The sequence below is a fragment of the Streptomyces sp. NPDC005925 genome (genome assembly GCF_040638805.1).
Taxonomy (GTDB): Bacteria; Actinomycetota; Actinomycetes; order Streptomycetales; family Streptomycetaceae; genus Streptomyces.
Genome location: NZ_JBEXVL010000010.1, coordinates 17,596 through 30,663 on the forward strand (window position 1 = coordinate 17,596; position 13,068 = coordinate 30,663).

Consider the following 13,068-nt stretch of genomic DNA (forward strand, 5'->3'; position numbering starts at 1 on the left):
TTCCTGTGCTCATGGACCGGCCGGATTCCTTTGACTAAAGTCAAGGGGATGGAGTCCCAGAGGGCCGCGGTGACGGCCGTAGTACCGACGCCCGCGCGGGCGACCGCGTCGCCGGAGCAGGTGGCGAAGTTCCGCAGCTTCAACCGCTACGTCACCCGCCGCATCGGCGTGCTCGACGACCACTACCTCGGCCAGGACCGCCCGCTGGGCGAGGCGCGGCTGCTGTTCGAGATCTGCCGCGGCCCCGACGGGGCGTCCCTGCGGGAGCTGCGGACCCGCCTCGGCCTGGACGCCGGCTACCTGAGCCGGATGGTCAAGGCCCTGCAGGCCCAGGGCCTGGTCGCGGTCAGAGTGCACCCCGACGACAGCAGGCTGCGGACCGTACGGCCCACGCCGGCCGGCCGCGCCGAGGTCGAGGAACAGGAACGCCGGGCCGACTCCCTGGTCGCCGGCCTGCTGGAGGGCCTGACCGGCGGACAGCGCGAACAGCTCACGGGCGCCCTGGCCACGGCCCACCGCCTGCTGCGCCTGGCGTCCATCACCGTGAGCTCGGTGGAGCCCGCCGGCCCCTCCGGCGGTCACCACCCGGACGCCCGCGCCTGCCTGGAGGCGTACGCCGCCGACATCGACCGCCGCTTCCCGGAGGGCTTCGACCCGGCCGACCTGGTCGGCCCCGGGGAGGTGACCGGGGACACCGGGGCGTTCTTCGTGGCGTACGAGGAGGGGCGGCCGGTGGGCTGCGGTGCGCTGCGGCGGCTGGAGCCCGGCGTGGGCGAGATCAAACACGTGTGGGTGCACCCCGGCGCCCGCCGCCTCGGCCTCGCCCGCCGGCTGCTCGACGCCCTGGAGCAGGCGGCCGTCGCCCTCGGCCTGACCGTCGTACGCCTGGACACGCACGCCACGCTCACCGAGGCCCGGGAGATGTACCGGACGTCCGGCTACACCGAGATCCCGGCGTACAGCGATCACGTGTACGGGGCGCACTGGTTCGAGAAGCGGGTGGGGTAGCGGGGCGACGGTCCGCCTTGCCGGGCGTCACGTCCCGGGCCGGACCGGTGGGCGTGGGCTACCCGCAGTAGGTGTCCGGCGGGCAGAAGTGGGTCAGTGCCGTCAGCGCCAGGTCGAGTTCGGGGTCGGCGCCGTCGGTGGACGCGCCGTACGCGGCGATGGCGTACACCTTGCCGTCGTCGGGCGAGCGGAAGCGGACGTCCTGGACGTGCCAGCTGTCGGCGTCCGCCTCGCCGCGGAAGGAGTCGGCCCGGTACTCCAGCCGCACACCGGTGATGTCGCCGGCGTCCAGCGGTTTCAGGGCGACCTCCTCGAAGCCCTTCGCCTTCCGCGTCTCGTCGGAGAGGAACAGGTCGAAGGACGCCGCGGGGGAGGACTCCGCCACCTCGTACACCTGGAGGCGGCGGAAGCCGTCCTCGCTGCGGTAGTCGACGATGTCGATGCCGTACTCGGAGTCCGTCGTCTCGCGCGTCCAGTCCCGCGGGCGGGCGATGGTGAAGCCCTGGGCGTCCAGGTACAGCTCGAAGTCGGCGGGGAGCCCGGTCGCCGTCCCGGACGGGGAAGTGCCCCCGGACGGGTCGTCACCGGTCGGCGAGGCGCTCGCGGAGGCGGCCTTGTCGTCCCGGGTACCGTCCCCGTCGCCGTCCTTGACGACCAGTGTCAGCACCAGCGCCACGGCGACCCCGACCGCGACGGCGCCGCCCAGGACGCCCCACGCCGGCGGGCCGCCGGGCCACCGGAAGGTGGGCGGAAACAGCTTCGTCACACAGCCGGGCAGCCGGGGACCGCCGTCCGGCACCTCGGGGCCGGACCGGCTCCCGGGCCCCCCGGCCGGGGGCGCGGCAGGCACCGGAGGCAGGAACTCCGGGCGCGGCGGGGGAGGCGGCGCGGCCGGGGCGGTGGCGTCGGTGCCGTCCTCCCAGCGCTGGGCGTCCTCGTTCCAGTACCACGGTCGCCCGCTCATGGCGTTGCGCTCACATCCCCAGCAGTCCGGCGACGGCCCCGGCCGACGCGACCAGCGACACGATGTTCTGGGCGTCCGCGAGGACGGTCCGCAGCCGCGCCGGGCGGCCCTCGCCGGCCGCGCCGGTCCGGGTGATGTCGCCCTCGGTGTCCGCGAGGGCCTCGTCGAGTCGCGCGGTCTGCTCGCTCGCCCGGAGCAGGGTCAGGTCGGCACGCAGTTGCCGCACGGCCCGCAGCAGCTCCTCACCGGCCTCGCCGCGCCCGGCGGGGGCGGCGTTGCGGGTCTCGGCGCGGGCGTTCTCCCCAAAAGCGAAGGCGGAGTTGTCCGCGCGGTCGATGCGGACGTCGGACTGTTCGGATGCCATCGCTAGTGGGATCCCTTCTGCGGCTCGGAGCCGCTGTTCACGGTCTCGGCGCTGCCGTGCTCACCGAACGCGAAGGAGGAGTGGTCGGCGCGTCCGATGTGGACGGCGCCGTTGCTGATGTTGACGATCCGCCGGACGAATTCGCCGGTCTCGTAGCCCGCGTCGGCCAGGGCCATGCGCACCCCGTGCGCGACGCGGTCCTGGATGCTGCGCAGGTACCGCTCGACGTCCATGTCCTGGAAGGTGGACCCGGCGGGCGCCGCGGCCAGCTCCCGCACCGAGCGGGCCGGGCCGTCGGGCAGCGCGTTCGCGTGACCGCCGGTCAGCAGTCGCCACGCGTACGCCGCGCCCCGGACGAGCGAGATGAGGGAGCGTCCGAATGCCCCGGGTGCCAGGACGGCCGCGTCGGCCGCCTTGCCGAACAGGTGGAGGCTGCGGAACCGGTGCGAGGTGCGGTCGGCGTCCTTGAAGTCCGCCCGGATCGGCTCCAGCACGTGCGGGGCGATCTCCAGCATGAGCATCCGGCCCTGCGTGTGCAGCCGTACGAAGACGGTGACGACCAGTTCTTCCTCCCAGCCGCCGACGCGGATGCGCAGGAAGTGCCGGCGCTTCTCACCGCCCTCCTCGACGGCCCGCGCGCGGTGATGCTCGAACGCGGCCCCCGTGTAGGGCGTCTCGTCCCGGGAGGGCAGCCCGTCCAGTGGCAGGAACACGCACTCGTCGATCTCCAGACGGCGCAGCCGGTCGCGCACGCCGGGGCCCGCGTACTCGGCGGGCACCCGCAGCTGCTCGATCAGCGGGCGGACCCGCTCCAGGATCACGCGGTTGCTGAGCGGCTGCTGCTGCCTCTGCTCCGCGTCCGGCCGGAGTTCGACGGCGAGCACCCAGGTCTCGTGGGCCGAGCCCGCGCCGCAGAACGGCCGCGCCTCGTGGTACATGACCAGCGGCGCGTGCTGTTCCAGCCGGATGCGCGCCAGCAGGCGCCGGACCCGCGCGTCCTCGATCCGCTCGGCGGGGTCGCCCGCGGCGTCCGGGAAGCGCTGCGGGGACAGCTCGGCGGAGAGGGCGCGCGCGAGCTGGACGCGGGGCGCGCAGGCGCACAGCCCGATGAGGACGAGCAGACACAGCCCGAGCCAGGCACGCCACGGTTCGGCCCCCGCCGCGTTCTCGGCCGCGATCGCCGCCGGCACGCCGCCCCCGCCGGAGCCGTAGGGGTCGCCGTACGGGTGTCCGGAGCCCGGGTCGCTGTCGGAGCCACCGGCGAACGCGACGGCGAACAGCACGAGCACCGTGGCCGCCGTCCCCAGGCGTCCCGTCCAGCGCGCCAGGAACGCGGAGAGCACCCGGTACCAGGGCGGCTCCGCGGCCCGCCCGCGCAGCAGGGGCGCGGCGGCCAGCAGCAGGCCGGAGAACGCGAGGTAGTAGAGCAGGCCGTCGGTGAGCGGGATCGCCACCGCCCAGAGGCCGACGACCGCCCCCGACCACAGCAGGTCCCGGCGGCGGGCGCGCAGGGCGTGGACGAGGACGCGCGCCGCGTCGAGGCCGAGCGACGGCGCGACGACGCGCTGTTCGTTGAGGCGGAGCTCCTCGATGACGTGGTCGCGGTACTCGGCGTCGAGGTACGTGCCCACGCACAGCAGCCGGGTGGCCTCACTGGCGTGCGGTGGTGTGGGCGGGAGGTCGGGCAGCGGTGCCGCGCCGGTGTGCTGTTGCTGCTGCGGTTGCTGCGGCACGTGTGCGGTGCTCACGTCGCTCCCCCGTTGCTCCATATCGCACTGGTGACCGACGAGTTGAGGGCCCATCAGCGTAGGGGAAGAGCATGTTCCGGCAGAACCGGTTTGTCACGGTATTGGTTCGGGACGCGCGTTCGTTTCCTGCGGACGGGTGAGTTGCCGCCACGGCGGGCCAGGGCGGGGGCGCCGGCACCGGCACCGGCACCGGTACCGGCACCGGCAGCGCACAGGGCCCCGCGCCGGACGAAAGCCGGTGCGGGGCCCTGCGGATGGTGCGGAGGAGACTCGGGGCCGGTCGTCAGATCAGGCCGAGACCGCGGACCGCGTCGCGCTCCTCGGCGAGCTCCTGCACGGAGGCGTCGATGCGGGCGCGGGAGAACTCGTTGATCTCCAGGCCCTGGACGATCTCGTACGAGCCGTCCTTGCAGGTGACCGGGAAGGACGAGATGAGGCCCTCGGGGACGCCGTAGGAGCCGTCCGACGGGATGCCCATGGAGACCCAGTCGCCGTCGGCCGTGCCGTTGACCCAGGAGTACACGTGGTCGATGGCGGCGTTGGCGGCGGACGCGGCCGACGAGGCGCCGCGGGCCTCGATGATGGCGGCGCCGCGCTTGGCGACGGTCGGGATGAAGTCCTCGGCGAGCCACTTCTCGTCGCCCACGACCTCGGCGGCGTTCTTGCCGCCGACCGTGGCGTGGAAGATGTCGGGGTACTGCGTGGCGGAGTGGTTGCCCCAGATGGTCAGGCGCTTGATGTCGGCGACCGTGGAGCCCGTCTTCTTCGCGAGCTGGGTCAGCGCGCGGTTGTGGTCCAGGCGGGTCATCGCGGTGAAGCGCTCGGCCGGCACGTCGGGGGCGGCGGCCTGGGCGATCAGGGCGTTGGTGTTCGCCGGGTTGCCGACGACCAGGACCTTCACGTCGTCCGCGGCGTGGTCGTTGATGGCCTTGCCCTGCGGCTTGAAGATGCCGCCGTTGGCCTCCAGCAGGTCGCCGCGCTCCATGCCCTTGGTGCGGGGGCGGGCGCCGACGAGGAGTGCGACGTTGGTGCCGTCGAACGCGACGTTCGGGTCGTCCGTGATGTCGATGCCCTGCAGGAGCGGGAACGCGCAGTCGTCCAGCTCCATCGCCGTGCCCTCGGCCGCCTTCAGGGCGGGGGTGATCTCGAGCAGGCGCAGCTTGACCGGCACGTCCGCGCCGAGCAGCTGGCCGGAGGCGATGCGGAAGAGCAGGGCGTAACCGATCTGGCCGGCCGCGCCGGTGACGGTGACGTTCACGGGAGTGCGGGTCATGGCGTTCTCCGTATGACAGCTGGCGGTGGGGCGTCCCTGCCCCGGGTCTGCGGGATCCCGCCCCGGCCTCCCGGTTCGCGGGTGCCGGTGCCCTCGGCCGCGATGATCGATCATCGGTACGGATGATCGATCTCTTGGCGTCAAGAGAGATCCGGCGGTCAGGCTATCGCGCATCCGCCGCGCCACACGGCCGGGTCGGTGTGGCCCGTCCCACAGAGTCGCGCGCCGTCGCGGCCGGACGGCAGCGAGCCGCCCTCCGGGAGCCACCGTCCGTCCGGGGGGCGTCTCCGTGCGCCGACGGCACGCGGCGGCCGTCCGTCCGGGAGAGGAGGACGGGGCGGCCGCCGGAGGGGGAACCGATCAGGGCCGGACTCCCGTGGGGGTACGGTTCGCCTGCCCGGGATCGGTGCGCCCATGCCTGCCGGAGCGGACATCCCTGCCGGCGCCGTCCAACGGCCCCGAGTCGGGGCCCCGTCCGCCCTACTGCGTGCAGCCCCGCTCGCCGCTCGCCGCCAGGGTCACGCAGGCCTTCGCGTCCATGGCGTCGTCGACGGCGACCATCGGGGTGTACGCGCCGGCGTCGCCGGTCTGCGTGATGGTGTCCGACTGCTCGGTCCCCGCGCCCCCGCCGCCCGCCGTCACGCTGACCCGGTCGCCCTGGGCCGCCCGTGTGATGCGGCCCCACGCGGCCTTGCAGGTCTCGCTGTAGCGGACCTCCACGAGCGTCGTGCCGACGGTCGCGGACCGGGCCGTGGTCACGAACTCGCCGCCGCACCCCATGTTCTCGGCGTCCTTGCCGGTGCAGTCGGCGCCGCCGCACTTCACACCGGGCGGCAGTTCGGCCGCGGTCGTGGCGGGGGGCGACGGGGTGGGGCCGGCGTCCTTGTCGTCCTTGCCCAGGCCGCCCATCAGGAAGTACGCCCCCGCGGCCACCACGAGCACCCCGACGGCCGCCACGAGGATCGTCGCCGGCCGCCGCCTGCCACCCCCGCCGGCGCGGGCACCGTGCGGTGGTCCGCCGTACGCCCCTGATGCCGTCGGGGCCGGGCCGCCGGCCGCCGGGCCGCGGGGGATGCGTCCGACCTGGTGGGGCCGGTGACCGTGACCGTCGGAGACACCCCAGGAGTTGACGGGCCGGGCGTCGGCGATGCCGCCGCGCGCCTCACCTCGCGCATCGCCTCTGTCGGCGGCCGTCGGCTGCGGCGGCACGGTCGGGCCCGCCCCGGCCCGGCGGGCCGCCCGGTCTCCGCCGCCGCTCCCACTGCCGCTCCCGCCGCCCACGGGCGGCCCGCCGAACTCACCGAGCGCCGCACGCGCCTGCGAGATGCGGATGGCCTCCATCGTCATGTCGTGGCGCATCTCCGAGCGGCTCCAGGCGCGTTCGGCGAGTTCCCACATGGTGGTCAGGTGGATGGGGTTGGTGCCGGTGACCTCGGCCAGGGCCACGACGGCGCCCTTGGGCGCGAGCAGCCGGCCGTTCAGGTAACGCTCCCAGGACGTCTTGCTGTAGCCCGTGCGGTCGGCGACCGACGCGATGCTCAGCTCACTGCGGTCCACGATCCGCCGCAGCTGGCTCGTGAACTCACCGATCTGCGGATCGAGTTCCTCCGGCAAGGCCTTCCAACGAGGCATCGCTCCCCCTCTTCCCCCCGGTCGTGCTGTCGTCCCCGCGCGGGGCGGCCCGCGCCGCCGCCCAGTGTCCCACCGGCGGGGTCTCGGGAATGCCGTGGAACAGGGCTGTACGGGACGTAGCGGAACGGTCACTTCCGTGCCACAGCGCGAGGACAGGCGTTGATCAGCCGCTCACCGGTGGACGAGTGTGGGGCGCGACGGCCCGCCCCTACTCGGGGGAGGGGGCGGGCCGCCGTACGTCCCACGGGCCCGGACCCGCGTACGAAGACGGGGCCCGGAGCCGGACGGCGTCAGCTGACCGTGAAGTGCAGGGTGTCCTTCAGGAACGGGATCTCCAGCCACGGTTCGGGCTGGGCCATCAGCGCCAGCAGCACGATCACCAGGCCGAGACCGCCGTACGTGACCATGTCCGTGAAGCGGGAACGCACCGCGAGCATGCCGACCCCCGGCAGCAGACGGCGCAGTACGGCGCCGGTCAGCAGCGCCACCCCGATCAGCAGGGTCCCGACGCGGAACAGGTCCAGGGCGGTCAGCAGCAGGCCCAGCCCGACGAGGGCCAGCACCGCGATGACCGGCCACTGCCGCGCCGGGGCGGGGGCGTCACCGGACGCCGCCCGGCCGCCGCCCTCGGGGCGTGCGGTGTCCCGGGTGAACAGCGGGAAGCGCCGTGTCGTACGCCGCGGGTGCCCCTCCGCGTCGGGCGCGCTGACGGCGTCCCGCACGGTGACGTCCCCGTCTGCCGCGTCCGGCGCGTGCTCGCTGCCCGCGCCGCCGTCACGGCTCTGCGTACCCGAGGTCTTCCGGTCAGCGGACACTGCGCTCGGCCGCCTCGACCACGTTGACGAGCAGCTGGGCGCGGGTCATGGGGCCCACGCCGCCGGGGTTCGGGGAGATCCACCCGGCCACCCCGGCGACGTCCGGGTGGACATCGCCCACGATCCTGCCCTCGGCGTTGCGGGACACACCGACGTCCAGGACGGCGGCACCCGGCTTCACGTCCTCGGGCCGGACGAGGTGGGCGGAACCGGCGGCGGCGACGATGATGTCCGCGCGCTTGAGGTGCGCCGACAGGTCGCGGGTGCCGGTGTGGCACTGGGTCACGGTGGCGTTCTCGCTGCGCCGGGTCAGGAGCAGCGGCATCGGGCGGCCGATGGTGACGCCGCGGCCGACGACCACGACCTCGGCCCCCTTGATCTCCACACCGTGGGCGCGCAGCAGGGTGAGGACGCCGTTGGGGGTGCAGGGCAGGGGCGCCGGCTCGTTGAGGACGAGGCGGCCGAGGTTCATCGGGTGCAGCCCGTCGGCGTCCTTGTCCGGATCCATCAGCTCGAGGATGCGGTTCTCGTCGATGCCCTTGGGAAGGGGCAGCTGGACGATGTAGCCGGTGCAGGCCGGGTCGTCGTTCAGCTCGCGGACGGCCGCCTCGATCTCGTCCTGCGTGGCGGTGGCCGGCAGCTCGCGCTGGATGGACGCGATGCCGACCTGGGCGCAGTCGCGGTGCTTTCCGGCGACGTACTTCTGACTGCCGGGGTCGTCGCCGACCAGGATCGTGCCGAGGCCGGGCGTGACGCCCTTCTCCTTCAGCGCCGCCACGCGGGCGGTCAGGTCGGACTTGATCGCGGCTGCGGTGGCCTTGCCATCGAGAATGTGGGCGGTCATGCCCCCATCCTCGCGGATGACCCGCCCCGGGTTCCAATCCGCCCACACGGCGGACACCCGCGGACTTGCCCGACGTCGCCCCCCTCCGTGTCTCCCGTCCCCCGGCCATGATCGCGATGTTGCACTTGCACAACACATGACGAATACGACCGGACGAGGGTGGACAAGTAAGAGCGGGGCAAGAACGATGAGTGGACAGTGCCGCGGGCAGTACCGGGGGGACGGACCGCATCTGTAGACATTCCTCCGAAGCCGTGCCGCGCGTCCCCGCACAGCAGCACACCGAGGAAGGACCGCCATGAGCTTCGGCGACCCCAACAATCCGTACGGGCCCCCGCCCGGCCAGCCGCCGACCGGCCCCGATTACGGCTACCCGCACCAGCAGTACCCCCAGCAGGGGTACGGCGGCTACCCGGCTCCCCCGCCCGGCGGCTTCGGCTACCCGGGCGGCCCGGTCGACATGCCGGGCACCGTCAAGGCGGCCCGCGTCATGCTGTTCGTGCTGGGTGGCTTCCAGGCGCTCGGCGGTCTGGTGATGGTGCTCGCGAGCGCCTGGTTCGCGGACCTCATAGACGACGAGATCTCCTCCGACTCCACCATCTCCTCCCAGGACGCCGAGACCGTCGCCGACATCGGTACGGGCGTCCTGATCGTCCTGGGTGTGTTCGTGCTGGCCTTCGCCCTCTGGGCGATCCTCACCGGCCTGAAGTTCGCGACCGGCCGCGGCGGCGCCCGGGTCTCGGCGATCATCTACTCGTCGCTCGTCGTGCTGTTCAGCCTCGTCAGCCTGGTCGGCGCCAACGTCTTCGCACTGATCAGCCTGGTGCTCGGCATCCTGATCATCGTCTTCTGCGCCAACCGCAACGGCAGCCTCTGGTTCAACCGCCCGCAGTACTGAGTGGGCGGTGGCGCAGTACCCGCCGCAGGACGCGTCACCACCGCAAAGGGCCGTATACCCGCCACCTGGGTGTACGGCCCTTTGCGATGCTCTCAGTCAGTACGCCGTGCGGTGAGCCCGTCCAGATCGAGACTGATCCCGAAGGGCACCGGGCGCTGGAGGGTGCCCCGGAAGATCCCGGCGGGCGCGTAGGCCCGGGTGGGCCCGTCCAGTTCATAGACGTGGACGACGGGCGCACCGTCCTCGTCCTCGATGCACCAGTAGTGCGGGATCCCGGCCTCCGCGTACTTGCGGAGCTTGACCGTGCGGTCGCGGTGAGCCGACTCGGGAGAAACGACCTCGACGACCAGCCGCACTTCGTCCGGAGCGAACCATGTGCGGTCGCCGTCGTAGTCGGCGGTCGTCACCAGGAGATCGGGCTCGGGCCGGTTGCGCTGATCGAGCTTGATCGTCATCTCGCGCCCGACGCGGACGTCGGCCGGGGCCTGCTCCATGAGGGCGACGGTGAGCATCGTGACGAGGTGGCCGTGCCACCACCTCTGCGGCGACATCATGAAGACGAGCGCTCCGTCGATCAGCTCGGTGTGGCGGGGCGCCTCGGTCAGACGGTCCAGGTCCTCCGCGAACCAGCCTTCCGCACGCGGCGGGCGCATCCAGTCGGGCAGTGCGGTCATGGCTCAACCGTAGCGATTCGCCAAGACCAGAGCCACGAGGTCATCGGCACCGCGGTTGCCTCATGTCGTCGGCAGACAAGGAGCCCTGCGACTGGAGTCGTTGTCCGCGACCGGGCCGGTACTGCTTCACCCGGGCCGGATGGTCGATGATCTCCCTGGGTGGTCGCCCTCGGTGGCCGCGTCTGTCGGCGAAGGTCATGACCTTGGCCATGCCGTGCCGCAGCGGGTGCCAGGGCGTTTTCCGGAACGATCGGAAGAACGCTCTGTGTCGGCCGGACCCCTTCGGGGATGTGCTCCATCTGCTCGGCCATCACTGCCGCTGGAGGTCAGCGACCCGGCCCCGAGTGCCCGGCCCGCCGTACGTCACTCCCGGCACCGATGACGGGACCGGCCGCGGCCTGCCGATCCTCGATGCCGTGAGCACACGGTGGGGAGTTCGTCAGGACGCGGCCGGCAACCGTCCGGTGCGAGGTGTCGGTCAGTACGGGTGAGCCCCGGCCCGTCAGTGGAAGAAGTGGCGCGTGCCCGTGAAGTACATCGTCACGCCCGCCTTCTTCGCGGCCTCCACGACCTGGTCGTCGCGGACCGAGCCGCCCGGCTGGACCACGGCCCTGACGCCCGCCGCGGTGAGGATCTCCAGGCCGTCCGGGAAGGGGAAGAACGCGTCGGAGGCGGCGTACGCACCCCGGGCGCGCTCCTCGCCCGCCCGCTCGACCGCCAGCTTCGCGGAGTCGACGCGGTTGACCTGGCCCATGCCGACGCCGACCGAGGCGCCGTCCCTGGCGAGCAGGATCGCGTTGGACTTCACCGCGCGGCAGGCCTTCCAGGCGAAGGACAGTTCGGCCAGTTCCGCCTCGTTCAGCGCCTCACCCGCCGCCAGGGTCCAGTTCGAGGGGTCGTCGCCGTCGGCCTGGAGGCGGTCGGTGACCTGGAGCAGGGCGCCGCCGTCGATGGGCTTGACCTCGACGGGCGCGGCCGGGCCCTCCGGGCAGCGCAGTACGCGAATGTTCTTCTTCTTGGTGAGGGCTTCGAGCGCGCCGTCCTCGTAGTCCGGCGCGACGATGACCTCGGTGAAGATCTCCGCGACCTGCTCCGCCATCTCCTTCGACACCGGGCGGTTGACCGCGATGACGCCGCCGAAGGCGGAGAGCGGGTCGCAGGCGTGGGCCTTGCGGTGCGCCTCGGCGACGTCCGCGCCGATCGCGATGCCGCAGGGGTTGGCGTGCTTGATGACCGCGACGCAGGGCTCGGCGTGGTCGTACGCGGCACGGCGCGCGGCGTCCGTGTCCGTGTAGTTGTTGTACGACATCTCCTTGCCGTGGAGCTGTTCGGCCTGGGCGAGGCCGCCCGTGCCGGTGACGTAGAGGGCGGCGGGCTGGTGCGGGTTCTCGCCGTAGCGCAGGGTGTGCTCGCGCTGCCAGGTGGCGCCGAGGAACACCGGCAGCTGCGAGTCGTCGAGCGGGGCGTAGGAGGAGGCGAACCAGGACGCCACCGCCACGTCGTAGGCGGCGGTGTGCTGGAAGGCGCGCGCGGCGAACAGCTTGCGCAGTTCGAGTGTGAAGCCGCCTTCCCGGACGGCCTGGAGGACCGCGGCGTACGCGCCGGGATCGGTGACGACCGCGACCGACGGGTGGTTCTTGGCGGCGGCGCGCACCATCGACGGGCCGCCGATGTCGATCTGCTCCACGCACTCGTCGGGCGTGGCCCCGGAGGCGACCGTCTCGCGGAAGGGGTAGAGATTGACGATCACCAGGTCGAAGGGGGCCACGCCCAGCTCGTCCAGCTGCCGGCGGTGGCTGTCGAGGCGCAGGTCGGCGAGGATGCCCGCGTGGACCTTCGGGTGGAGGGTCTTGACCCGGCCGTCCAGGCACTCGGGGAAGCCGGTGAGCTCCTCGACCTTGGTGACGGGGACGCCTGCGGCGGCGATGCGGGAGGCGGTGGAGCCCGTGGAGACCAGCTCGACGCCGGCCTCGTGGAGCCCGCGGGCCAGGTCTTCGAGGCCGGTCTTGTCGTAGACGCTGACCAGTGCGCGACGGATGGGCCGCTTGGTGCTCTCGGCGGTGGCGGTCACTGGATAACTACCTTTCGTCCCTCAATGCGATAGCCGTTGCGGGCGATACGCCCCACGACATCGACGAGCAGCCTTCGCTCGACGTCCTTGATGCGCTCGTGCAGAGCGCTCTCGTCGTCCTCGTCCCGTACCTCCACCACGCCCTGCGCGATGACCGGTCCGGTGTCGACGCCGTCGTCGACGAAGTGGACGGTGCAGCCGGTGACCTTGGCGCCGTACGCGAGCGCGTCCCGTACGCCGTGGGCTCCCGGAAAACTGGGCAGCAGGGCGGGGTGCGTGTTGACGAACCGCCCGCCGAACCGGGCCAGGAACCGCTTCCCGACGATCTTCATGAACCCGGCCGACACGACGAGGTCGGGATTGTGGGAGGCGACCGCCTCGGTGAGCGCCGCGTCCCACTCGTCGCGGGTCCCGTAGTCCCTGACCTTCCGGACGAACGTCGGCAGCCCGGCACGCTCGGCGCGGGCGAGGCCCTCGATGCCGGGGCGGTCGGCGCCCACGGCGACCACCTCGGCCCCGTACGCCTCACCGCCGACGGCGGCGATCTCGTCGAGCAGCGCCTGGAGGTTGGAGCCGGATCCGGAGACCAGCACGACGAGGCGCCGGGGCGACCGTCCGGGCAGGTGCCCGGGCACGTCCTCGGACAGCTCCTCCGGCACGTCCTCGGACTGGTTCTCGGGCAGGCTCTCGGCCACGGGCTTGGCGGCCACGGCGGGGCCCTTTCTCGGGAAGCCGGCGTCCGTGCGGGCCGGCTCGCACAACGCCTTGTATCTTCAT

General features: G+C 72.8%; 12 protein-coding genes. 2 read left to right on the plus strand and 10 right to left on the minus strand.

Features of this window, described 5'->3' with window-relative positions:
• Positions 1-48: 48 nt before the first annotated feature.
• Complete coding sequence (locus tag ABZ354_RS14675; RefSeq protein WP_358656617.1) at positions 49-1,008, plus strand: helix-turn-helix domain-containing GNAT family N-acetyltransferase; 960 nt, start codon at positions 49-51, stop codon at positions 1,006-1,008.
• Positions 1,009-1,066: 58 nt separating this feature from the next.
• Here the strand turns inward: ABZ354_RS14675 and ABZ354_RS14680 are convergent, their stop codons facing one another.
• From ABZ354_RS14680 to ABZ354_RS14710, 7 genes are all read right to left on the minus strand, one after another.
• Positions 1,067-1,972, minus strand: coding sequence for a hypothetical protein (locus tag ABZ354_RS14680; protein ID WP_358656619.1), 906 nt, complete (start codon positions 1,970-1,972; stop codon positions 1,067-1,069).
• Positions 1,973-1,982: 10 nt separating this feature from the next.
• On the minus strand, positions 1,983-2,336 hold the full coding sequence (locus ABZ354_RS14685; protein WP_358656621.1) for a hypothetical protein: 354 nt from the start codon (positions 2,334-2,336) through the stop codon (positions 1,983-1,985).
• Positions 2,337-2,338: 2 nt separating this feature from the next.
• Complete coding sequence (locus ABZ354_RS14690) at positions 2,339-4,084, minus strand: hypothetical protein (protein ID WP_358656623.1); 1,746 nt, start codon at positions 4,082-4,084, stop codon at positions 2,339-2,341.
• 283 nt (positions 4,085-4,367) lie between these two features.
• Positions 4,368-5,357 (minus strand): malate dehydrogenase, encoded by a 990-nt coding sequence (locus ABZ354_RS14695; protein WP_358656625.1) that lies wholly within the window; start codon positions 5,355-5,357, stop codon positions 4,368-4,370.
• 480 nt (positions 5,358-5,837) lie between these two features.
• Complete coding sequence (locus ABZ354_RS14700; protein ID WP_358656627.1) at positions 5,838-6,989, minus strand: XRE family transcriptional regulator; 1,152 nt, start codon at positions 6,987-6,989, stop codon at positions 5,838-5,840.
• A 290-nt stretch (positions 6,990-7,279) separates the two neighbouring features.
• A complete protein-coding gene (locus ABZ354_RS14705) occupies positions 7,280-7,711 on the minus strand; it encodes a DUF3017 domain-containing protein (RefSeq protein WP_358656896.1) in 432 nt (143 codons plus the stop codon).
• A gap of 82 nt (positions 7,712-7,793) precedes the next feature.
• The gene (locus ABZ354_RS14710) at positions 7,794-8,648 is read right to left on the minus strand and encodes a bifunctional methylenetetrahydrofolate dehydrogenase/methenyltetrahydrofolate cyclohydrolase (protein ID WP_358656629.1); all 855 of its coding nucleotides are present in this window, start codon (positions 8,646-8,648) and stop codon (positions 7,794-7,796) included.
• Between the two features lie 298 nt (positions 8,649-8,946).
• Between ABZ354_RS14710 and ABZ354_RS14715 the strand changes: the two genes are divergently transcribed.
• Positions 8,947-9,546: a hypothetical protein gene (locus ABZ354_RS14715; RefSeq protein WP_358656631.1), complete on the plus strand. Its 600-nt coding sequence runs from the start codon at positions 8,947-8,949 to the stop codon at positions 9,544-9,546.
• 92 nt (positions 9,547-9,638) lie between these two features.
• On the opposite strand, the gene ABZ354_RS14720 is transcribed toward ABZ354_RS14715, so the two are convergent.
• From ABZ354_RS14720 to purN, 3 genes are all read right to left on the minus strand, one after another.
• On the minus strand, positions 9,639-10,220 hold the full coding sequence (locus ABZ354_RS14720) for a Uma2 family endonuclease (protein WP_358656633.1): 582 nt from the start codon (positions 10,218-10,220) through the stop codon (positions 9,639-9,641).
• Positions 10,221-10,722: 502 nt separating this feature from the next.
• Complete coding sequence (gene purH / locus ABZ354_RS14725; protein WP_358656635.1) at positions 10,723-12,291, minus strand: bifunctional phosphoribosylaminoimidazolecarboxamide formyltransferase/IMP cyclohydrolase; 1,569 nt, start codon at positions 12,289-12,291, stop codon at positions 10,723-10,725.
• Positions 12,288-12,926 carry a phosphoribosylglycinamide formyltransferase gene (gene purN / locus ABZ354_RS14730; protein ID WP_358656898.1) on the minus strand — a complete coding sequence of 213 codons (639 nt, stop codon included), beginning with the start codon at positions 12,924-12,926 and terminating at the stop codon, positions 12,288-12,290. Before purN ends, purH begins: the two co-directional genes overlap by 4 nt.
• Between the last annotated feature and the right edge of the window lie 142 nt (positions 12,927-13,068).